Genomic DNA, 22807 nt, shown 5'->3' with positions numbered 1-22807 from the left:
GCGCGTTATACTATTACACTAAGAAACCATCACCGTGGATGACGTGAACGCCTCAACAGGCTAAGTGCATTATAAATGGATTTTAAGTGAACACACGAACCCCTACTTTACACTCAATGTTAACCCTTTTTGTGTTAACGCTAACCGTGCTCTGGCCATGGCTAAACCACGCAAACACTGCTGCGCCTACTACAGTAGACTTGCAGCCATTACCTGCATCATTGCAATTTCGCCAAGCGATACGCTCCCCTGCCGCGCAGTACAGCCAAGCGTTACTTAGCGAAGCTTACCGACGCCTGGGTATCGAAACACGTTTTGTTGATGTACCTTTTGGCCGCAGCTTAGTAGAGTCAAACAAAGGCACTTTAGATGGCGAAATCGCTCGCGTATTGCGCGTTACTTCGCAGTATCCCAATTTACTTGCCGTACCTTATGTGCTTTTTGATACCCAAGTGTATTTGTATATCAACTCCGGGCGTTGCCGTAATTGCACGCTAGCCCAAGTCCCAAGTATTACCTATGTCCGCGGTTCAATTATTGTAGAAGAGCTGTTAAAAAAACTACCCGCCTCTAAACCCGTGATTAGTTCGGGAACAATTGAAAGTGCGAAAGCCTTATTTTTAAGTGGAAAAGTAGACGCCGTCATTTTTGCAGCATATCGCTTGCAAGATAACGCCAGTTTTACCATTGATGAACAGCATATTATGAGCTTGCCGGATTACCATTTATTACATCGGCAACATCAACAAGTAGTATCCCCTTTAGCCACTATGCTCTTTCAATTAGAACAAGAAGGCTTTTCTGCCCGCTTAAGGCAGCAATATGGCGTTGCGGCACCGCGACGTCAACTACAGCAGGGTGAATCCCCTTTCGCGCAGTACTAACACAACACGTATTATTGGGTGGCTTCGCCGAGATTAAGCATAGGGTATCAGGGGGCGTGGGTTCAACGCGCGCTGCAGCGACAATCGATACGTCACGTTAGTTCGCCATGTTTATTATATTAAGACACATTAAAAAAGCCCTGTAAGGCATCCACATTACAGGGCTTTCGCTACACACTTGTCATGTTAAAAATACGGCGTAAGTCCGTGGTGTTAACAACACTCTTGGCCGTTATTGGGTGTACTTGTTACCAATACTTACGTGGTGAACTTATTGAGTATATTTATCTAACCACTGAAAAACTTCGTTATACCACCGTACCCGATTATCTGGGTTTAGGATCCAATGGTTTTCATCTGGAAAAATCACCAAACGCGAATCGATCCCTTTACGTTGTAAATTGGTAAAGGCGCCTAATCCTTGTGCATAAGGAACGCGATAATCCTTTAAACCATGAATCACCAGCATCGGTGTTTGCCACTTATCGGCATGGGCTGCGGGGTTAAATTTTTGGTAATCAGACGTTGGATTCCATACCGGCCCGCCTAAGTCAAACTCTGGGAACCACAATTCTTCAGTGCTGCCATAAAAGCTAGGCATATCATACAAACCCGCATGATTTACCAAACATTTAAAGGCGTCTGGCCAATTCCCAGCAATCCAATTCATCATAAAGCCGCCATAAGATGCCCCTAAGGCACAGGCGCGATCACCGTCAATCCAAGGTTGTGTTTGCAGGATATGGGCGAAGCCTTTTTGTAAATCCACTAACGGTTTCCCGCCCCAATCACGGCTAATTGAATCGGTAAACGCTTGGCCATATCCCGTTGAACCATGAAAATCGATCATCACCACCGCATACCCTTTAGCGGCATACATTTGCGCATTCCAACGTTCATTAAACATATTGCCGAAACTACCTTGCGGACCGCCATGGACTAAAAAGGCCATCGGATATTTTTTGCTGGCATCAAAGTTCCAAGGTTTAACCAAATAGCCATACACGGTTGCGTCTTCGGCACCTTTGAAACTAAATTGCTCAAACTCACCAAATTGCACTGCCGCACGCCACTCGCCATTGGCATCGGTTAATTGCTGCACTTGTGAGCCATCCAATCCAGCTTGAAAAATTTCGGCCGGCATATTTAGTCGGTGATTGGTAAAAATCAGCTTATCACTGGCCACATGCAGGTTCCCAGCGTAACCATCTCCATACACTTTCACCACATCACCAAAACTGGTATTGATGGCATAAATACTATACTGACCCACATCTTGGGTTGTCACGTAAACCGTCCGATTGTCTGAGCCGAATTGATAATTTGAAATCGAACGATCCCAATTGGCCGCGAGCTCTTTTTTCTCGCCGGTGACTAAATCGAGTAACATTAAGCCAAACCGATCAGCCTCAGCACCGGGCTTTTTCATAGCCAGATAGGCCATAAAACGGCCATCATTAGAAAACGTTGGCTTGGCATCCCAGGCTGGATTATCTGCCGTCAAATTGACTTTTTCACCACCGGTTAACGGCACCTGAAAAATATCAAAGTTAGTGTGCCATGCTTGATCAGCCGCTGGAATTTTTGCGCTAAATACCACTTGCTGGCTATCTGGTGTAAAAGCAACATCGCTCATACCCGCAATATTAGTATTCCAATCGGCCATCAGATTCTTGGCATCTGTGATCGGTTTATCAGTTATCACCGCAACATGTAAATGCTCACGGTATTGATCTAACCAATGATCCCAATGCCGCACCATAAGCTGATCATAAGCTAAGGCGCTATCTTTTTTATCGGCATCTTTAGCCTGCGCATCCAACGTGCATTGCAATGTTTGACAGCCCGGCTTAACCGTTAACGCCAGCGCCAACGTTTTGCCATCGGCAGCCAGCAAAAACCCATTTACCGGCAGCGGTAACTGGGTCACTTGTCTGGCCTCACCGCCCTCTAACGATAATTGCCAAATTTGATTGCTGCCGCTGCGATTGGCGATAAAGAAAATACTGCGACCATCGGGATGCCACTGAACCGCACTCTCCCGACTTGTATGATGGGTTAAGCGTTTGGTGCTTCGATTTTCGCCCAATGTCATTAAATACAAATCATGCGACTTGTCGGTTGGCGCAAAACCGCCATTGGTTTGGCTATACACCACCGAGCGGCCATCGGGTGATACCGCCACATTACCTATTTTATTATGCTGATTTAAGTGTTCGACTGTGAGTGGGCCTTTGGCCAGCGCAGCGCAGCTAAAGAGGCTGGCAGCAAGTAAGGTGAGTTTTTTCATCAGTTCCCCTTGGTTAGCAAAAGGCCGCAGTCAGTGCTGCGGCCTATTTTTATTTTCGTTATGCTTGGCTTAGTTTAGCGTCCAGTTCGGCGATATTGGCTTTCCACAATATCGGCCCTTGTTTATGCACATTATTGCCATGGCTATCGACAGCAACCGTGACCGGCATATCTTCGACATCAAACTCGTAAATGGCTTCCATCCCTAAATCGGCGAAAGCCACAACACGGGCTTTTTTAATGGCTTTAGACACTAAATAGGCTGCACCACCTACGGCCATTAAATAGACCGCTTTATGTTCTTTAATGCTAGCAACCGTTTTATCACCGCGCTCTGACTTACCAATCATGCCCAATAAACCGGTTTGCGTTAGCATCATATCGGTGAATTTATCCATACGGGTTGCGGTGGTTGGGCCTGCTGGGCCGACCACTTCATCGCCAACCGCATCAACCGGCCCTACGTAATAAATAAATTTGTTTTTAAAGTCTACCCCAGCCGGTAAACCTTCACCTTTGTTCAGCATATCGGCAATACGCTTATGTGCGGCATCACGGCCAGTAAGCATTTTGCCACTTAACAGCACGGTTTCGCCGGCTTTCCACTCTTGCACTTCTGCTGGTGTCACCGTATTTAAGTTTACACGGCGAACATTAGCCCCCAGCTCCCACGTCACTTGTGGCCAATCTTCCAGTTTAGGCGGTGTAATATCCGCGGGACCTGATCCATCTAAGTGAAAATGCACATGGCGCGTCGCGGCACAGTTAGGGATCATCACCACGGGCAATGATGCCGCATGCGTAGGGACCGATTTAATTTTTACATCGACAACCGTGGTTAAACCACCTAAGCCCTGAGCACCGATGCCCAGTTTGTTCACTTTTTCATACAGCTCCAAACGCAGTTTTTCTTCTGCATTTTCAGCACCGCGATCCAATAATTCTTGAATATCAACCGGGTCCATCAAGGATTCTTTCGCCAATACCGCCGCTTTTTCTGCTGTACCGCCAATACCAATGCCTAACATGCCTGGAGGACACCAACCCGCCCCCATTTTCGGTATAGTTTCTAATACCCAATCGACAATAGAGTCTGACGGATTAAGCATGGCCATCTTGGTTTTATTCTCTGAACCACCGCCTTTCGCAGCAATCATCACTTCAACATGATGGCCAGGCACTAGATCAATATGCACGACGGCGGGGGTATTGTCTTTGGTGTTTTTACGTAAACCTGCCGGATCAGCCACAATAGACGCACGTAATGGATTATCAGGATTTAAATAGGCACGACGGGTACCTTCATCTACCATTTGCTGCACGGTTAAATCGGTTTTATCCCATTTTACGTCCATACCAATCTTCACAAAACAGGTCACAATACCGGTGTCCTGACAAATCGGCCGATGCCCTTCCGCAGACATCCTAGAATTTATTAGAATTTGGGCAATGGCATCTTTAGCCGCTTGGTTCTGCTCTTTGTGGTAAGCCACTTCTAATGCTTGAATAAAATCCAAGGGGTGATAATACGAAATGTACTGTAAAGCATCTTCAATACTATCAATAAAATCTTGCTGGCGAATAACGGTCATGCTGGCCCTTCCTCGGTCGCCTATACTGGCGAGACATTTAACTATTAGTGTAGGTACTGGTATGATAGCGCGCATCGAAAACAGCGGCTAGCCCAAATCATGCAGCAGTACCTAATTTACGACGCAAAAAACCAACCTGAGCAGGCTTTCTCTTTACTGGAGCTGTTTGAGCAATTTGCAGCTCAGCCGTGGTCCATGTTGCTTGACTCAGCCGAGGCCAATCATCCTAACAGTCGCTATCAAATTATGGTGGCAGAACCTGCGGTAACCTTAGTTAGCCAACATGGCACGACCACTCTCACGGATGAACACGGTAGTCATCATTACACACTTGATCCCTTTAAGGTATTAGACTGTGCGCTAAAGCGCTATTTCCCCAAGGTCAGTGAAAGTTTTTTACCGTTTTGTGGCGGGGCCTTAGGTTATTTTGGGTATGATTTGGGGCGTTATATTGAAAAAATGCCTTCTATTGCCAAAGCCGAATTAAAACTGCCTGATATGGCGGTTGGTTTATACCAATGGGCACTGATTTTTGATCAGCACACAAAACAGCTTTGGTTTAGTGATTATAGTGGTCACGCTGAGCAAAACTGGTACAAGTTGCAACAGCGTTTAAGCCCTAATGCGCCCAGCATGCAGCCATTTACCCTCACCTCTGCGTGGCAAGCGAATATGAGCCAAGCAGAATACCATGAAAAATTTGATCGGGTACAAGCTGAGCTTAAAAGCGGTAATTGCTATCAAATTAATTTAGCACAGCGTTTTCATGCAAAGTATGCAGGTGATGAATGGCATGCTTATCGGCTTCTTCGAGAAAAAAATACGGCACCTTTTTCGGCGTTTATCCGCCTGCCACACGCAGCGGTGATCAGCATTTCGCCAGAACGTTTTTTACAGTTACACGCGGGCGCCATTGAAACTAAACCAATCAAAGGTACTAAACCCCGAGGCACGTGCCCGGCTACCGATCAAGCCGAAGCGGATGCTTTACAGTTGTCGGATAAAGATCGTGCCGAAAATGTCATGATTGTTGACTTACTCCGCAACGACATTGGTAAAGTGAGTGAACCCGGTTCGGTAAAAGTACCGGCATTATTTGCCATAGAAAGCTTTCCAGCGGTGCATCATTTGGTCAGCACGATCACGGGAACCTTGGCGGCACCTTATCGCGCCTGTGATTTACTGCGTGGCGCTTTCCCTGGTGGCTCTATTACGGGGGCGCCCAAAATCAGCGCCATGCAGATCATTGAGCAGCTTGAGCCGCATCGGCGCCATGTATATTGTGGTGCTATCGGGTATATTAATAGTAAAGGCGATATGGATACGAATATCACCATTCGTACCTTAGTCTGCGAAGAACAACATATATATTGTTGGGCTGGCGGCGGTGTCGTTGCTGATTCGGATGCGCGCAGTGAGTATCAAGAAACCCTGGATAAAGTCGCAAAAATTTTACCGGTTCTGTCAGCAACGTAAAAAGGACAACAGATTGTTTGCCTAACTGATGTTTACTTTAATATTATTTAATTAACGAGTATTTTAGTAACTGGTATTTAGGTAGCTGGTATTTACATCACTGTTATATTTATCAATGGTATTTACTTCAACATAGAGTACACAAAGCGCGATGCAAGCCAGCCAGTTTAAAAGCCGTTTTTTATTACAGCCTATTACGCCGGCGACCGTTATCCATTTACCGCCTGGTATGAGGCCACGGCAAAGTGCCGTGTTAGTGCCTATTGTCGATTATGGTGATCACCTTCGCGTACTATTTACCCAGCGCGCATTACATTTACAGCATCATCCTGGGCAAATTAGCTTTCCGGGCGGCAAAATTGAGGGTAATGAAACCCCGGCCGCCGCCGCGTTACGGGAAACGGAAGAGGAAATTGGGGTGAATGCAAACACGGTTGAACTGCTTGGTCAATTGCACGCATACAACACCCTTACCGGTTTTACTATCAGTCCATGGGTTGGCTTACTGCCCGCATCTGCTACAATTATTATTGATCCCCAAGAAGTTAGCGCCGTGTTTACGGTACCTCTCACGTTTTTTTTATCTCCCGACAATCGCCATCAATTATCGTTACCTTGGAAAGGCATGCCACGCCAACTGCACTTTATGCCCTATCAAGATAAAATGATTTGGGGGGCGACTGCTGCCATTATCGACCAATTAATGTGCCAAATTGCCTGATTATTCAAAAAGACCTTCCGTAAACTTTTGTTAACACAACCACTAAAAAAACAAGGTAATGTCTTGCCCTTCATGGCAATTGGCTTTCTAGCCTGCTTACAGTAAATCTTGCCATACGCTACAATATCGGCCATTAACACCCTACAAAATAACAAAGGCTTAGCATAGTCTGGTAAAGGATATGTCCCTAAACGGCAAAACGCGCAAAGCCACTCAAAACAACAGCGATACAATAACAATACAGAAGCCACATTATTATGATTATCAGTGCATTTGACATGTTTAGTATTGGCATCGGGCCTTCCAGCTCGCATACCGTCGGCCCCATGCGGGCGGCCAAAAAATTTACTGAACAATTACAACACAACAACGTATTGGCAAATGTAGCCAGCGTAAAAGTAGAACTCTTTGGCTCCTTAGGGCAAACCGGTGTTGGCCATGGTACCGGAAAAGCCGTCATTCTGGGGCTGTCGGGGTACTTACCTGAAACCATTGATCCTGATGCCGTTGACGGCATTTTAAAACAAGTTCATGAAAGCCAACGCCTGCAATTAGCGCAGCAACAAGCCGTCAGTTTTGCACGAGACGGCGCTATCGTCTTTCATCGCCGTAAAACCTTAAAAGAGCATTCCAATGGCATGGAACTGATTGCCTTTGATGCTGAGAAAAATGTGTTACTGAGCGAGGTTTACTTTTCCATTGGCGGCGGCTTTATTGTAAAAGCCGAAGACTTTGCCAAAGAAAAAGAGGCAGCCAGCCAATTTGCGGCGAATAACCCTCCGCCGTTTCCTTTTGAATCCGGTGCGCAATTGCTCGCATTGTGTAAAGAGCATGGTTTATCCATCTCTGGGCTGATGCTGGAAAATGAGAAAGTGTTACGTAGCAGCACACAAATTGAAAGCGAGCTCAATAATATTTGGTTAACGATGCGTGCCTGCATTGAGCGTGGTATTCGCACCGAAGGTATTTTACCCGGCGGCTTAAAAGTGCGTCGCCGCGCGCCTGCCCTGTATAAAAAACTCATTTCTGAAAAAAGTTCAGATCCACTCCAGGTGATGGATTGGGTTAATTTGTTTGCCTTAGCGGTTAATGAAGAAAATGCCGCTGGTGGACGTGTGGTTACAGCACCGACCAATGGCGCTGCGGGTATTATTCCTGCCGTATTAATGTATTACGACAAATTTATCCAACCTGTTACACCTGAAATTGCCGCACGGTATTTATTAGCCGGCGCTGCCATCGGTATTTTATACAAAAAAAATGCGTCTATTTCTGGTGCAGAAGTAGGCTGCCAAGGTGAAGTGGGTGTGGCGTGTTCTATGGCCGCAGCGGCCTTAACTGAAATTTTAGGCGGCAGCCCGCAACATGTCGAAAATGCCGCTGAAATTGGCATGGAACACAACTTAGGTTTAACCTGTGATCCTGTTGGTGGCTTGGTGCAAGTGCCCTGTATTGAACGCAATGCAATGGGTTCAATTAAAGCCATTAATGCTTCCCGATTAGCGCTGCGTGGCAGCGGTGATCAAAAGGTGTCTTTAGATAAAGTCATCAAAACCATGTGGGATACGGGCAAGGATATGCAAACAAAGTATAAGGAAACGTCACGCGGTGGTTTGGCGGTCAATATTATTGAGTGTTAATGCTCTTTTAGTATTAGGCTAACACCGAGTGTTACGCTAAAACCTATCCTGCGGTCTTAGCGTAACCGCACTCGCAGAAAACGCTACTATGCCATTGCATTCCATTGCACTGCCTTAGCCAGCAGGAGCAAGTCCTTCCTCATCAGCAAGTGGAAAATCAATAAATTCCGCTTGCTGATACGCCTCTAACAATTGCTCAGCTAACGCACCAAACTCATCCGCAACAAACACATTGGCAAATCCCATGGCAGATAAATCGCCCACGGCCCCTTGCAAGTAATGCCCGCCCACATAGGTTTCTACGCCTTGGCTGTTCAACATACCAGCAACAATGTGGGCTTCAAGAATATCATTAGCGCGAAAAATAATTTTCATAGTGAACTCACTGTTTTTTCAAAGCTTAGCTGAAAAACCAAAAAGCCACCAGCGCCGCGCCACTGCAATAAAATAACATTGGCCAAAGCGTATAGCGAATAATCTCACCTTCACGACCATTTAGGTTTACAACACTGGCTGCGGCTACCACGTTCACCACACAAATCATATTTCCCGCATTTGCCCCCAGCATTTGGAGCGCCAGCACTAAGGTTTGTGGCAATTCTGCTTGCAGTGCCATGGCTTGTTGAAAACTGCCAAACATAAGATTAGAAAACGTTGCTGAACCCGCTATAAAAGAACCAAGCGCACCGACTAAAGGCGCAAATGCCAACCAATAATCACTCAAATATTGCGCCGCCACAGCTGCCAGAGCAATTGGCATTGCGGGTAACGCTAACGCATTAACATCTGAATGGAGAAAAATACGCACCATCGGTACAGCAGCAGCCAAGGCAATACACGATGGCAACAGCATATTGCCACTTTGCATAAAGGCTTTACCGACATTAACCGCAGAAAGCCGAAAACCCCAGGCGGCAGCAAGTGCAACCAGCATAAATACTGAGCCTGGCAAGTATAAAGGCGCCACACTCACGCTAATATCAGTACCCAAGATGCCTTGCCATTGCCAATTCATGCTCTGTAACCACGCTTTTAACGGCAATGTTGTCACTCGCGTTAGCACTAAAAGCAACGCCACTGCGACATAAGGCAGCCATGCTTGCCAAAGTGGAATGCGGTTAATCTGGGGACTTGCGGCTATTGGCATATCATTTTTTGCAAGGTGTAACGATGTCGCAAGCGCATTATCTGGGGTAAGTGTAGATCTTGGTGTTAAAAAATTAAAATGTGCTGCACTACACGTGATGGCTAATCCAAGCAGGGCGCCCAATACGGACGGGAATTCAGGCCCCAGCCACCAAGTAACGCCATAGGCCGGTAGCGTAAACGCTAATCCAGACAGCAACGCAAACGGGGCGGCCGCTAAACCATAGCGCCAATTGGCCTGTTCACTAAAAAAGCGGCTATACATCAATACTAAAATTAACGGTAACCAAGAGGCGACAAAAATATCAATACCGATGGCCGTTAAAGCAATCTGGTGTAACTCAGCAGAAGTAACACCAGGCACGCCTTGTGCTAAACCAACCAATACGGGCGTGCCAACAGCACCAAACGAGACAGCTGCCGAATCAGCCACTAAGGCCAAGACCACGGCGGCGAGTGGACTAAAACCTAACGCGACTAATAAGGGAGCGGCAATCGCGGCGGGTGTTCCAAAGCCGGCGGCGCCTTCTAGAAAGCCGACAAACAGCCAGCCAATAATCACCAATTGCACCCGCTTGTCGGCAGAGAGTTGACTAAAGCCGGCTTTAATCACCGCCATAGCACCGCTTAGGGTAAGCACCTTTAACAACACTATGGCGCCAAAAATAATCCAAAGAATGGTGGCGGCAATGATCAGCCCTTCTAGCAGCGCAGCACTTAACTGCAATATTGGCATTTGCCATACCCAATAGGCCAAAACACTGCTGCATAAAAGACTAAGCGGCATCGCCTGCCGCGCCGGCAGGCGACATAACACCAACAAAATAAACACGCTGAACAGCGGCATTGCCGCTGTTAGAAATTGCCATAGGGTCATTAAGAGCCTATTTTAGAACGGTATCGGTACTCGCTAGCTTAGCGCGGCTTTTCCCGCGGAACAATGATTTAAGATCTTCCAGCATCACATATAACGCTGGGATCAACACTAACGTAATTACCGTTGCAAACAAAATACCAAAAGCTAGTGATACAGCCATGGGGATCACGATTTTCGCTTGTAAACTCCGCTCCAACACAATAGGGGCTAACCCGACAAAGGTGGTTAAAGACGTAAGCAAAATCGCCCGAAAACGCTGCGTACCCGCCTCGACCACCGCTTGTTTTATTGCAATACCTTGCTCACGTGCGCGGTTAACAAAATCCACCATAATCAAGCTATCGTTTACCACAACACCTGCCAACGCCACGAGCCCAAAGACTGACATAATACTCATGCTCAGCCCCAGCAACATATGCCCAATTACCGCACCAATTAAACCGAACGGGATCACACTCATAATAATCAGCGGTTGTGAGTAAGATTTTAACGGTATCGCCATTAAGGCATAGATACTAAATAAGGCAAAGACCGCGGCAATCATCAAGTCAACCTGTGCATCAACCTCATCCTGACTGGCTCCATCCAATTCACCAGTGACGCCAGGATATTGTTGTTCTAGCTCTTTGATAACCGTTCTACGTACTTCAGCAACAACCTTACCGGGTTCTATTTTCGCTTTATCTGCTGCAGCCGTTATGGTTACAGCACGTTCACCATTGACACGATTGATGGCACTAAAGCTCGGTTGCATGGTATACGTCGCAATTTGTGAAAACGGGACTTCACCCCCATCTGCTGTACGAATACGCATATTTTCTAAATCACCAACAGAGCGTCGCTCGTCACGCGGATAACGCACCATCACCTTTATCTCTTCGCCATCACGCTGAATGCGCTGCGCCTCGGCACCATAAAAACCGTAGCGCACTTGGCGCGCCAAGTCGGCAAGCGTGATGCCTAAGAGTTTTGCTTCAGGTTTTAGCGCGAGCACAATCTCATCATTACCCCCAAGTAAGTTGTCTTCAATATCGAAAACCCCTTCGTATTCGGCTAAACGTTGTTTTAAAGTTTCAGTGGCTTTTTGTAGATTGTCCAGATTAGTGCCACGTAACTGCAGCGCAATGTCCGCTCCAGCACCAAAACCAGAATTACTAAGTTTGAACGCTTTTAATCCCGGGATTTCCGGAATTTGCTCGCGCCAACGGCGGCCAATCTCAAAGCTATCGACTTCGCGACCTTCGCTTTTATCCAGCTCAACCACAATTTGCCCAGCCGTGTCACTATTGAGGAATACCAAGCGATGCTTAACCACCACATCTTCGCCTTCACTCAATAATTGTTGATCCACCCGCATCAAGGCCGCTTCAATTTCTTTAATCGCTAACACCGTGGCTTCGTTCGAAGCCCCTTCTTCCATTTGCACCGAAGCTTGCATAAAGTCATTGGGTATATCGGGGAAAAACACCCAGCGCACAAAACCAGCAGATAACACCCCAAACATTAAAATCAGTAAGGCAAAAAAGACTGCCATCGTGACATAACGAAACTCAATACATTTTTCAATTAATGGCCGATAACGACGTTCAATAAAACCGTTTAAGCTGCGAGATACTGCTTCGCGGATCCGTTTTAAGGTATTACTGCCAAAGCGCCCCAACGCATAAATACCGCCTTTATTAGGATCCCAAGGTTTGGTATCCATATTGGCAATATGCGCGGGTAAAATGAGCTTCGATTCGATAATAGAAAACACTAAACACAGCACAACAACCCAGGCGATTGAGCTCCATATTGCCGATTGCGCACCGCCAACCAATAACATCGGCACAAAAGCAGCAATAGTAGTAAGAACCCCAAAGGTGGCTGGCATAGCCACTTTTTTCGCGCCGGCAATGACGGCTTCCGTTGATTTACCGCGTTTCTCAATTTCGCTGTAGGCACTTTCACCGATAATAATGGCATCGTCGACCACAATACCGAGTACTAAAATAAAGCCAAACAGACTGATCATATTGATAGAGACATCAAAAAACGGTAAGGGCAACATCGCCAATGCCCCGAGGAAACACACGGGGATCCCCACCATTACCCAGAAAGCGATTCGGAATTCTAAAAACAGGGTTAAGGCTAACAACACCAAAATAACCCCATACAGTAAGTTATCGGTCATTAAGTCCAAGCGACCTTGCAAGTAATAACTAGAATCACCCCAATAATCTAACGAAATACTCGGCGGTAATTCAGCGCGCTTTTTCTCTACATAGTTTTTTACGGTTTCAGCAATTTTTAGAGTGTCGTCCTCACCAACCGCATCAATTTTTACCGATACACTGTTTTGCCCATTAAATGTGGCTAAACTGGCACGTTCAATAAAGCCATCAGTCACCGTAGCAATGTCACTTAATAATAACTTGGTACCATCATCAAAATTTAGCAGCACAATATTATCAAAATCGTTTTGATAATAGGCTTGGCCTTTAGTACGCAGCAATATATTGCCGCTTTCTGAGCGAATGGCCCCACCGGGTAAATCAACTGAACTGCCCCGAATGGCACTGACGACCTGCTCAAAGGTTAAATTGTATTCCCGTAAACGCGATTCCGGAATTTCTACTGCAATTTCATAGTTTCTGGCTGCCACAACCTCGACTTTACTCACGCCAGGTTGCTTTTTCACTTCATCACGAATGGTTTTTGCCAACTCTTTTAACGCGTGCTCAGACGCATCGCCATACAAAGATAACCACATAACATTGCTTTGAAAGCGAATGCGATATACCAAAGGGCGTTCAGTTTGCTCTGGCAAAGTTGAAATAGAATTGACCTGCGTTTTAATTTCTTCCATCACCTCTTGAATATCATAACCCGAGGCAATTTCTGCAATAACCGTTCCCATCCCTTCTACTGCGGTAGAGCGGATGCGTTTAATGCCATTAACCCCACGGATACTTTCTTCAATTTTATCAATAACGCCGCTTTCAACTTCTTGTGGCGCTGCGCCTAAGTACGGCACACGAATATTGACTTGTTCAAGTTGGATCTCTGGAAACGCCTGCTTTTTAATCGTGAAGATGGCACCAACACCAGCCAGCAATAAAATAATCATTAATAAGTTTGCTGCCACACTGTTGCGGGCAAACCACGCAATTATGCCTTTATTCGTATCCATAATTAATTAGCCTCAGTCTCTGCGTCGGGTGTTTTCGCTGCCACTGCGGTGTCGTCTTGTGGCTCAGGCTCGGCATCCCCCGCTACTCGCACCAAGGTGCCAGCTAAAGGATTCGTTACGGGAGAAACCACTAAGCGATCTTTAGCAGCAAAGCCAGTACTGATATAGGCATAATTGGCATCAGCACGCGCCACCGTGACGGTACGGAACTGTAAATTGTTTTGATCGTCAACCACTAACAATTGATTACCTGGGCGCAATAAATGTCGCGCAATACGGATCATCTGTGATGCCGCAGCGCCGGTAATTTCGGCTTGAACAAAACGGCCAAACTGCAATGGTGTGCCGTCAGCGCGCTCACGCTGATAGGGATCGATAAGTTCAGCAACGGCATAAATCACTCGACTACGCTCATCCAGTACGCCTTCGGTGCGCACGATAGTCGCCTGCCATTCTTGTGGCATACCGCCGACAACAGTCGTTAAACGTACCGGTATGGCGAGTTCACGCGATAAACCTTGCGGTAAAAATCCAAAATCGGTATCGGTTAACGGCAAGCGAATTTCGGCTAACTCAGTGCCATTAATCATACCCAGCTGACTGCCACGGCTAATAAACTGCCCTAAGTTAGCATTACGGCTGCGAACCATGCCATCGTAAGGTGCACGAATTTCGGTGCGCGCTAAATCACGGCGGGCTCGCTCAACTTCTGCTTCCGCCGATTGCACATTGGCCAGCGCGCTGGCTAATTGCGGACGCCGTAAGCCCAAAGCCGGCGCATTACCCTCGGTAAACGAACGCCACTCGGCTTCGGCGACCCGGCCACGCGCTTTTTCCTCTTCTAATTGGGCGCGGGCACCTGCTAAAGCCGCTTCTGCAGCTTTTACACCGGTTAAATAGTCTGATTGCTCAACTTGAATCAGTAGATCCCCTTTTTTGAAAAAACCTCCGGCCACAAACTGTTCGGATACCGCAACAATTCGGCCATTAACTTCAGAAATTAAGGTGGTTTCCAACTTTGGCGTTACATTGCCTTGAGAGGCAATGCGGTAAGTTAAATCTTCAGCTTGAAGCGCCTTAGCATTAACCAATAACGCTAAGCGTTGCTCATCTACTTTGGCTGGCGGCTTGCGTAAAGCGCCTAAACTCACCGCCGCGAAGATTGCAGCACCCAAAATAATAATAGGTACACCGACTTTAATAAACGTTGACGCCATAAAATTGCCCTACTTTAATAATTTTTAAATTGCTCTACGATATATTCTACTTACGATAAAGCGAGCTGCACCATATACACTGTTAATCTTTGTATCAAAAACATTAGGCGATGCTTAACATTGATTGCTTTTTTTACCCGTAAAAACGATGTCGTGATACCAAAAAACCTGTAGCCACAAGGCTTACACGCCAAGGTTTTCCTTTCATGCCCGTCTATCCGAATAAATTGATTACAGAGATATAGTCTTGCCAAAAAATACTTTGTTACAAACTTCTTCGAATAACCACATACGAATGCTTATTTAATAGCCATTGGCAAAGCGCTCATATTGGGTTAGGGTAATATGGTACTCATAGATAACGTGAGTATTGCCCCTTTATCGCAACAGGAGTTAGCAATGAGCATTAGTAAGCAGTATTTGAAGACCAAACCCGCTTGCAAAGTGACCTTTAAACTGACAGCAGAAACGTTGCCAGCTGCGACAGAGGTTGCCTTGTTAGGGGAATTTAACAATTGGGATCCGCACGCTCTGGTGATGAAAAAGAGTAAAAGCGGGGATTTTAGTGCCAGTATTACCCTGCCTAAAGACAGCGAATTTCAATTTCGTTATCTGGTAGATGGTGGCACCTGGTTAAATGATGAGGAAGCCGATGCCTATCTGCCTTCTCGGGTATCGTATGACGAAAATTCTGTCTTAAAATTATAGTAAGCAAGGGGCATAGCCCCCTGCTTAATTATACTCAAACCCTTCCTTGTTTGGCGCAGTCAAGCCTGCAGTATTAACACTTCTCGAGTACAAGACACCCAACAGAATAGCCTGCACCAAACGAACATAATATGGCTTTATCGCCAGAGACTAATCCTTGCTGATACTTATGAAAGGCAATAATTGAACCAGCTGAAGCGGTGTTTGCATAGGTATCTAACACTAATGGAGCTTCTTCGGGTAAAGGTTCGCGCCCTAAAATTTTTCGCGCAGCAAAAATATTCATATTGATATTTGCTTGATGCAACCACAGCCGCTTTAACTGCTCCGGCGCTAGGTGTTGTTCTGCCATTTCAGCAAGGATCACATCAGCAACGATGGGCAACAGCTCTTTAAATACCTTGCGGCCCTGTTGTTTAAAAAACGGAACTTTTGGATCCTGTTCAGTAAAGCAATGCTCTGTGTAACCAATATCGCAGCGAATATTGTTGGAAAATTCTGTTTTTAAACGCATACCCAAAATACGATAGGCCTGCTCACTGCGACAATCAGCTTCTGCCTCGATAATGGTGGCGGTGCACACATCACCAAAAATAAAATGGCTGTCACGGCTACGGTAATCCACTTGCGGTGAGGCAAACTCTGGATTGACCACTAACACCGTTTTTGCCGTGCCGCCCCGAATCGCATTAACGGCATTACTAATGGCAAACGTAGCGGAAGAACACGCCACATTCATATCAAATGCATAGCCTGCTGCACCCAGTTGCTGTTGCAGCTCAATAGATAAGGCCGGGTAAGGCCGCTGCATATTTGAGGCAGCACAAATGATCAGATCGATATCGGCTACCGTTTTATTGGCTTGAGCTAAGGCTTGTTTCGCCGCCACGACAGCCATTTCGACCATTTCTGGGATCTGATCTTCGCCGCGTTTATTAAAAATAGGACGCATGATTGCGGGATCTAAAATGCCGTCTTTATACAAAACATGACGGGCTTTTATCCCCGAGGCTTTTTCAATAAATTCACTACTAGAATACTCTAATGCGACAACATCGCCTGCGGCAATGGCCGCAGCATGTTCAGTATTGTAAGTATCGACGTACTGATTATAACTTAGCACTAATTCGTCGTTGCTAATGCTTTGGGTTGGGGTAAATAAACCTGAACCACTAATCACCACATTTTTCATGTTGTTACCTTATTCTGTTGGCAAAAGAATGAACTTTTGGCATTTTTATGGCTCAGTATAACCGAATTGCCACGCTGAAGTGATGGCTTTTAAAAGCCCCAAATCAGCAAAGCGGCGAAAAATGCAGCAGTCGATCCCACTTTTACTGTCAGTCACCCACCATTAAGGTACACTCAAGTATTAAGGTTGTTAGCGGTTACACACCAAGCAGGGTGTTTAGTGGGTTTACCCTAAGCAAGTAGGAAAGGCATGTTCCGATTTTTTCTGATCTTATTAACGATCTTTAGTCATACCGTGTTGGCGGCACAAACGACTATACGATTATCCGGTTTAAGCGGTGAGCTTGAGGATAACGTACAGTTGTATTTAAATCGGTATGGCGCTAATGATATTTCTACCTCGTTACGTTTCCAATCTCGTTTAGAACAAGACATTAGCACCGCCCTGCAAGCTCTGGGTTATTACGACAGTGAAATTACAATTCAATTGCAGCAGCGCACTAACGGTAGCCGCCTAAATATTACGGTTGATGCGGGTGAACCCATTCGTATTAACACGGTTGATCTACAAGTATTAGGCGATGCCGCCACCGATCCTGAATTTATCAATTTACTCAAACAAGCCCCACAACCCGGACAAATTGTGCACCATGGCCGCTATGATAATTTTAAAAATAGCCTAAACAGTTTGGCGTTACGCCGTGGCTATTTTGATGCGACCTTTACGCTTGCTCGATTGGAAGTGTCGCCGCGGGCGAAACAAGCCTTTGTAAAACTGCATTTTGATAGCGGTACGCGCTATCGTTTTGGCGAAGTTCGCTTTTCGGGTGAACATATTCAAAGCGCACGTTTGCAATCACTCGTTCCCTTTAAAGCAGGGGATCCCTATTTAGCTACACAGTTAGGTGAACTTAATCAAGCACTTGCCAATACTAATTGGTTTTCATCTATTTTAGTTACCGGCAATACCGAGCAATTAAGTGAAACGATTTTGCCCGTAGACGTAGAACTGGCGCCACGTAAACGCAACAGCATCGAAACGGGTATCGGTTTTTCGGATGATGTGGGTGCACGCTTTAAACTCAATTGGTTAAAGCCTTGGTTAAATGATCGCGGTCATAGTCTCGACAGCAAGCTTGCCCTATCTAGTGCAGAACAAAGTGTCGAAGCCGCCTACAAAATGCCGTTGGAAACCGTCGCCACCGATTTTTGGCAATTACAGTACGGTTTACGTAATAGAGACTATCAAGATACGCGCTCTAAAGAATCGAATCTCGCTTTAGAGCGGCATTGGCTGTTAGAAAGCGATTGGTATCGAACGGCATCTATTCGATGGCTTTATGAAGACTATACTCAAGCCGATCAAGAAGACATCAGCAGCCTGATAATGCCAGGTTTGAGTTTTTCGCGCGCCAGACAAACTGGATCTGGCATGCCCATCAGAGCTGATCGCTTACTACTTGGTATTGAAGTATCGGATCGCAGTTGGGGTTCTGATGAAAGCTTTATCCGCTTACGGGGACGTGCGGGCTATATCAATACCTTTAGTGATAATCATCGTCTGGTCAGCCGCATCGATGCGGGTGCAGTATTAATGGCGGAGATCGATAACCTGCCCCCGTCTATTCGATTTTTTGCAGGGGGCGATAATAATTTACGCGGATATGCTTATGAATCGGTATCACCTTTAAACAGCGAGGATGAATTAATTGGTGGACGCTATATGGCAACCGCCTCCCTTGAATACCAATATCGGGTAAAAGGCAATTGGTGGTTAGCCACCTTTGCTGACTACGGTAGTGCCTGGAGTAACACACCCGATTGGAAACGTGGGGTAGGTGTGGGGGTACGTTGGGGTTCCCCTATCGGCGCCGTGCGAATTGATTTTGCATGGGGTTTAGATGCAGAAGGCTCACCCTTTCAGTTACATTTTTCTTTAGGGCCGGAATTATGATCATGATAAAAAGCGCTTGTGCGCAGATCGGCTGGAGGTGCAATGCTTTGGGGTAAATGGCTTAATCGCGTGCTTGTATGGCCTTTGTTATTCGTTTTTTTATGGCTTAGTGTTTTGCTGTTTACACAGCCAGGCCTCCGTTTGAGCGTGTGGCTGGCTGATCATTTCGTAGATGAATTGACCATCGGACACAGTGAAGGCGCTTGGTTAACGGGGATCACCCTTTCCGATATCCATTTTCAGAATGCCAGTATTGATGCTCAGATTGATCAGCTGCATTTTCGGTTACAAAAACGCTGTCTGATTCAATTTAGGCTGTGTATCCCTGAACTGGCACTCCGAGGAAATCGCATTACCGTTGCCTCGGCCTCACAGCCCGTTGATGCAGAGATAGAGACGTCTGTCGCTGAACAGACGACGTCGGTAGCTGAGGAGACGACATCGGTAAATCCTTCTTCGTCTCTAACAAGCCCAAAGTTACTTTTTCCAATACCGCTGCGCATTGAAAAACTTATTATAGAAGAAGCCGCAATCATTTTGCCCGAGCAACAATTGGCTTGGCAGCATTTAAGTATTGGGGTCGTCGCATGGGGCAATCGCTTACAATTGAGTTCAGGCCGCTGGCAAGATCTGCACGTTACCTTAGCGCCCTCTGCTAATACTGAAAGCCCTGATTTTACAGAATATCGGGCATTGGCGTTACCGCAGCTGCGTTTACCGCTTTCAGTGTATCTAGACGATTTTCAACTAAATGATCTGCGCTTTCAGCAAGGCGAACTTACCGAAACATTAGCTGCGTTAACCTTAAGTGCACAGCTTAGCCCCACCCAAATTAGGCTCTTAGATGCGACAGTACGCCATCACTTAGGTACCGCACAATTAGCCGCTAATATTGCGCTTACCCCGAGCTTTCCCTTAACAGCCGAGCTTAATCTGGCCCTTAGCCAGGCAGAGTCTCTGGGTGAGCTCGCCGGACAACAGGCACAGTTGCAACTCGCGGGAGACTTATCGAAACTACAATTGACGTTAAACACAATAGGCCCTATTAATGCCAATCTGGCAGCAGAACTGGCGTTATTAACCGATGATCTGCCCTTGTCATTAACGTTACAAAGCGAACAATTATACTGGCCCCTAACGCAACCGCGTTATCAGTTAGCCGCCACTCGCGTCACTGTTGCAGGCACCTTAAGCGAGCTTGCCATTGAGCTAAATAGTCAATTTACCGGAGACGCACTGCCTGATACCCAGATCCAATTATCTAGCCGCTGGCAACATTGGCAACAACGGGCAGAGCTTACTGCATTGCGATTATCTACCTTAGGTGGCGACATAGAGGCCAATGGCCATCTGGTATTGCACCCTATCCTTAGTTGGCAATTGGCACTGGCGCTAAATGCGATCCAACCCGGAATAACTTGGCCAGAGTATCCTGGCAGTATAACGGGTAAAGTAGAAACTAGTGGCTCACAGGATGCCAACGGTTTGATCACGCTGGCGATACCGCAGCTGCAATTTGCCGGCAAGTTACGAGAATTGCCATTTAATTTAGCGGGAAGCCTTGATGTACAAGGCCAGCCTGCACAGGCAAACTGGCAAGTGGCAACCCCCGGTTTAACCCTCAGCCATGGTAAAAACAACCTTACCGTCTCTGGGCAATTAGCCGAAGAGTGGCAACTAGACGGCAATATAAATTTGCCGGAACTGGCAGCCAGCTATCCCGCGCTGCGAGGCGCTGTGCAAGGAAAAGTGACCTTACGCGGCCCTGCGCTCACACCTGATATCAATCTTAACTTAGAGGTTGCGCGCTTAGCCTACGCCGATATGCGCTTACGGCAAGCTACCTTAGCCGCCAATATTGCCTTAGCCTCGCCCATCAAAAGCGAGATCCGTTTAACGGCACAACAAGGCCGCTGGCAGCAACAACGCCTGCAAAATTTAGAGCTTGCCTTAACCGGTACAGAGCTGGCGCATCAATTAGATATCAAGGTGACTGCGGACGCCCTAAGTGCCACATTATCACTTGAAGGGGCTTTACAAAACAGACAACAATGGCAAGGTGCGTTAAACACGGTACTGTTACAAACCCCTGTGGGTGAATGGCAATTGCAGGCACCGATCCCCTTAACCGCAGATCTCCCCACACAACAGCTTAGTGTTGGCCAACATTGCTGGCAGCAAGCACCTGCAACACTGTGCTTAACGGAGAGCACCACACTTAGCGCTGCAACGGGCGCCATTAAGATGGCGCTTACTGAATATCCGCTAGCTCAGCTAAATAGCGTGCTGCCCTTAAACACCACGGTGCAAGGTGATTTAGCCCTGCAATTAACCGCCGCATGGCAAGCCAATATGGCCCCTACCATTACGTTAGACGTTAACAGTGAACAAGGCAGTATTACCCAACAATTTGACGTCCCGGTAAACTTAGCGTGGTCGGCACTGCGTCTCAATAATACGATGGCGCAGCATCAGCTACGCAGTAAATTAACGGTAAATATCAGTGATTCGGGCACCTTGACTGCACAGGCCTTGGTCAGCGATCTAAATGCGGCCGATAAACCACTTCGAGCCGAAATCACCTTAGATGATCTCACATTAACCTTTTTACGTCCCCTCCTCGATGAATACAGTGAGCTCGCAGGTACGTTGTCAAGTCAACTCAGTTTAAACGGCACCTTAGCGAACCCGACTGTACAAGGCGAACTTAAATTGGCTGCCTTAAAAGTCAGAGGTAAGCTCGCTCCGACAGATATTGAGCAGGCCGACTTAATTATCAATTTTATTGGGGCGCAAGCGTTGTTAGCGGGACAAGTTAAAACGCCAGAGGGCTTTATTACGCTCTCAGGTAATGCCAATTGGCAAGAATTAGAAAATTGGCGGGCCGCCCTGCAAATTCAGGGGGACGAATTAAAATTGCAAATACCGCAAGCCGAATTATATGTAAAACCTGACTTGCAAATAGCGGCACAACCGGGCCGTAGTCGCATTACAGGTACCGTCAGTATCCCGCGTGCCACCATTACCATTGATAGCTTACCGCAAAATGCGGTCGGCATTTCCAGCGATCACATCTTGCTTAACCGGCGTCTAGAAGCCATAACCGAAGAGCAAGCGAATAACGTTGCGATAGAAACCGATATCCGTGTGCAATTAGGGGATCGCGTTAATTTGTCGGCTTTTGGCTTAAAAACGCGCTTAAATGGCGAGCTACGCGTGCAACAGCAGCAAATCAATCCAACGGTGCGCGGCGAAGTAAGCCTGCGCGATGGTACCTTTCGAGCTTATGGCCAAGACCTGTTAATCCGCCAAGGTAAAATGACCTTTAGTGGACCAGCCGATCAACCCTTCTTAAATGTTGAAGCGATCCGTAATCCTGCCAATATGGAAGATGATGTGATTGCCGGTATTCGGGTAACGGGTCCTGCAGATGAGCCGGTGATCAGCATTTTCTCGGAACCCTCTAAACCGCAAGCTAATGCTTTGTCTTATTTGATTATGGGTCGAAATCTCGACAGCGAATCAGGCAGTACCGCAAATAGTGTCACAACCAGCTTAATTGGTATGAGTATCGCCTCTAGCGGCAAGCTCGTTGGCGAGATAGGTGAAGCTTTTGGGGTAAGTGATCTGACACTCGATACCGAGGGAGCGGGTGATAACTCCCAAGTAACCGTAAGCGGTTACCTGACTCGGGATCTGCAGTTAAAATATGGTATCGGCATTTTTCAACCGATTGGGCAATTCACATTGCGCTATCGTTTAATGCGAAGCTTGTTCCTTGAAGCCGTGTCAGGCATGGATAATGCGGTAGATTTACTGTACAAATTTGAGTTTGATTAGCCCATGATACAGATGCGACAGTCTGTCGCATCCCATGTTACGCTGGCGTAGCTAAGCTTACATTGTTGATGACTTTAAAGGGGTTGTCATTAGCACTCTG

Annotated in this window: 14 protein-coding genes; 7 read left to right on the top strand and 7 right to left on the bottom strand. The window is 46.6% G+C overall.

Translation table 11 applies throughout. The features are described 5' to 3' along the window. Window positions 1-86: 86 nt before the first annotated feature. A complete protein-coding gene (locus IE070_RS14670; protein ID WP_189483948.1) occupies window positions 87-884 on the top strand; it encodes a transporter substrate-binding domain-containing protein in 798 nt (265 codons plus the stop codon). A 271-nt stretch (window positions 885-1155) separates the two neighbouring features. Here the strand turns inward: IE070_RS14670 and IE070_RS14665 are convergent, their stop codons facing one another. Together IE070_RS14665 and IE070_RS14660 are read right to left on the bottom strand one after the other, a co-directional pair. Then, window positions 1156-3174, bottom strand: coding sequence for a S9 family peptidase (locus IE070_RS14665; protein ID WP_189483947.1), 2019 nt, complete (start codon window positions 3172-3174; stop codon window positions 1156-1158). Between the two features lie 58 nt (window positions 3175-3232). Further along, entirely contained in the window at window positions 3233-4765 is a 1533-nt protein-coding gene (locus tag IE070_RS14660) for a fumarate hydratase (protein ID WP_189483946.1), read from the bottom strand. 99 nt (window positions 4766-4864) lie between these two features. On the opposite strand from IE070_RS14660, the gene pabB reads away from it, so the two are divergent. The 3 genes from pabB to IE070_RS14645 all read left to right on the top strand — a co-directional run bounded on the left by pabB (window position 4865) and on the right by IE070_RS14645 (window position 8602). Further along, the gene (gene pabB / locus IE070_RS14655; protein WP_189483945.1) at window positions 4865-6241 is read left to right on the top strand and encodes an aminodeoxychorismate synthase component I; all 1377 of its coding nucleotides are present in this window, start codon (window positions 4865-4867) and stop codon (window positions 6239-6241) included. Window positions 6242-6392: 151 nt separating this feature from the next. Continuing rightward, the gene (locus IE070_RS14650; RefSeq protein ID WP_189483944.1) at window positions 6393-6962 is read left to right on the top strand and encodes a CoA pyrophosphatase; all 570 of its coding nucleotides are present in this window, start codon (window positions 6393-6395) and stop codon (window positions 6960-6962) included. A gap of 260 nt (window positions 6963-7222) precedes the next feature. Beyond that, the gene (locus tag IE070_RS14645; RefSeq protein ID WP_189483983.1) at window positions 7223-8602 is read left to right on the top strand and encodes an L-serine ammonia-lyase; all 1380 of its coding nucleotides are present in this window, start codon (window positions 7223-7225) and stop codon (window positions 8600-8602) included. A 114-nt stretch (window positions 8603-8716) separates the two neighbouring features. Here IE070_RS14645 and IE070_RS14640 read toward each other — a convergent pair whose 3' ends face one another. From IE070_RS14640 to IE070_RS14625, 4 genes are read right to left on the bottom strand one after another with little or no spacing between them, the layout of a single operon-like run. After that, entirely contained in the window at window positions 8717-8977 is a 261-nt protein-coding gene (locus tag IE070_RS14640) for a putative signal transducing protein (RefSeq protein ID WP_189483943.1), read from the bottom strand. A gap of 25 nt (window positions 8978-9002) precedes the next feature. Continuing rightward, window positions 9003-10625 carry an L-lactate permease gene (locus tag IE070_RS14635; protein WP_189483942.1) on the bottom strand — a complete coding sequence of 541 codons (1623 nt, stop codon included), beginning with the start codon at window positions 10623-10625 and terminating at the stop codon, window positions 9003-9005. Between the two features lie 7 nt (window positions 10626-10632). Then, window positions 10633-13797 (bottom strand): efflux RND transporter permease subunit, encoded by a 3165-nt coding sequence (locus IE070_RS14630; RefSeq protein ID WP_189483941.1) that lies wholly within the window; start codon window positions 13795-13797, stop codon window positions 10633-10635. Between the two features lie 2 nt (window positions 13798-13799). Continuing rightward, on the bottom strand, window positions 13800-15014 hold the full coding sequence (locus IE070_RS14625) for an efflux RND transporter periplasmic adaptor subunit (protein WP_189483940.1): 1215 nt from the start codon (window positions 15012-15014) through the stop codon (window positions 13800-13802). Between the two features lie 399 nt (window positions 15015-15413). Here IE070_RS14625 and IE070_RS14620 point away from each other — a divergent pair, with 399 nt between their 5' ends. Beyond that, window positions 15414-15722: an isoamylase early set domain-containing protein gene (locus IE070_RS14620; RefSeq protein WP_189483939.1), complete on the top strand. Its 309-nt coding sequence runs from the start codon at window positions 15414-15416 to the stop codon at window positions 15720-15722. A 73-nt stretch (window positions 15723-15795) separates the two neighbouring features. Here IE070_RS14620 and IE070_RS14615 read toward each other — a convergent pair whose 3' ends face one another. Continuing rightward, complete coding sequence (locus IE070_RS14615) at window positions 15796-16914, bottom strand: beta-ketoacyl-ACP synthase III (protein ID WP_189483938.1); 1119 nt, start codon at window positions 16912-16914, stop codon at window positions 15796-15798. A 249-nt stretch (window positions 16915-17163) separates the two neighbouring features. Between IE070_RS14615 and tamA the strand changes: the two genes are divergently transcribed. After that, the gene (gene tamA, locus IE070_RS14610; protein ID WP_189483937.1) at window positions 17164-18867 is read left to right on the top strand and encodes an autotransporter assembly complex protein TamA; all 1704 of its coding nucleotides are present in this window, start codon (window positions 17164-17166) and stop codon (window positions 18865-18867) included. 42 nt (window positions 18868-18909) lie between these two features. After that, window positions 18910-22707, top strand: a complete 3798-nt coding sequence (tamB, locus tag IE070_RS14605) for an autotransporter assembly complex protein TamB (RefSeq protein ID WP_189483936.1) — start codon at window positions 18910-18912, stop codon at window positions 22705-22707. Window positions 22708-22807: the final 100 nt, after the last annotated feature.

Origin of the sequence: Alishewanella tabrizica (genome assembly GCF_014652375.1) — a bacterium.
Classification (GTDB): domain Bacteria; phylum Pseudomonadota; class Gammaproteobacteria; order Enterobacterales; family Alteromonadaceae; genus Alishewanella; species Alishewanella tabrizica.
This window is presented reverse-complemented; position numbering and strand designations above follow the sequence as displayed.

What these genes read in the sequence shown, in the direction of transcription:
- IE070_RS14665 (WP_189483947.1), bottom strand. Translation starts at nt 3,174, where the DNA reads ATGAAAAAACTCACCTTACTTGCTGCCAGCCTCTTTAGCTGCGCTGCG.
- IE070_RS14630 (WP_189483941.1), bottom strand. Translation starts at nt 13,797, where the DNA reads ATGGATACGAATAAAGGCATAATTGCGTGGTTTGCCCGCAACAGTGTG.
- IE070_RS14650 (WP_189483944.1), top strand. Translation starts at nt 6,393, where the DNA reads ATGCAAGCCAGCCAGTTTAAAAGCCGTTTTTTATTACAGCCTATTACG.
- pabB (WP_189483945.1), top strand. Translation starts at nt 4,865, where the DNA reads ATGCAGCAGTACCTAATTTACGACGCAAAAAACCAACCTGAGCAGGCT.
- IE070_RS14615 (WP_189483938.1), bottom strand. Translation starts at nt 16,914, where the DNA reads ATGAAAAATGTGGTGATTAGTGGTTCAGGTTTATTTACCCCAACCCAA.
- IE070_RS14625 (WP_189483940.1), bottom strand. Translation starts at nt 15,014, where the DNA reads ATGGCGTCAACGTTTATTAAAGTCGGTGTACCTATTATTATTTTGGGT.
- tamB (WP_189483936.1), top strand. Translation starts at nt 18,910, where the DNA reads ATGCTTTGGGGTAAATGGCTTAATCGCGTGCTTGTATGGCCTTTGTTA.
- IE070_RS14620 (WP_189483939.1), top strand. Translation starts at nt 15,414, where the DNA reads ATGAGCATTAGTAAGCAGTATTTGAAGACCAAACCCGCTTGCAAAGTG.
- IE070_RS14660 (WP_189483946.1), bottom strand. Translation starts at nt 4,765, where the DNA reads ATGACCGTTATTCGCCAGCAAGATTTTATTGATAGTATTGAAGATGCT.
- IE070_RS14635 (WP_189483942.1), bottom strand. Translation starts at nt 10,625, where the DNA reads ATGACCCTATGGCAATTTCTAACAGCGGCAATGCCGCTGTTCAGCGTG.
- tamA (WP_189483937.1), top strand. Translation starts at nt 17,164, where the DNA reads ATGTTCCGATTTTTTCTGATCTTATTAACGATCTTTAGTCATACCGTG.
- IE070_RS14640 (WP_189483943.1), bottom strand. Translation starts at nt 8,977, where the DNA reads ATGAAAATTATTTTTCGCGCTAATGATATTCTTGAAGCCCACATTGTT.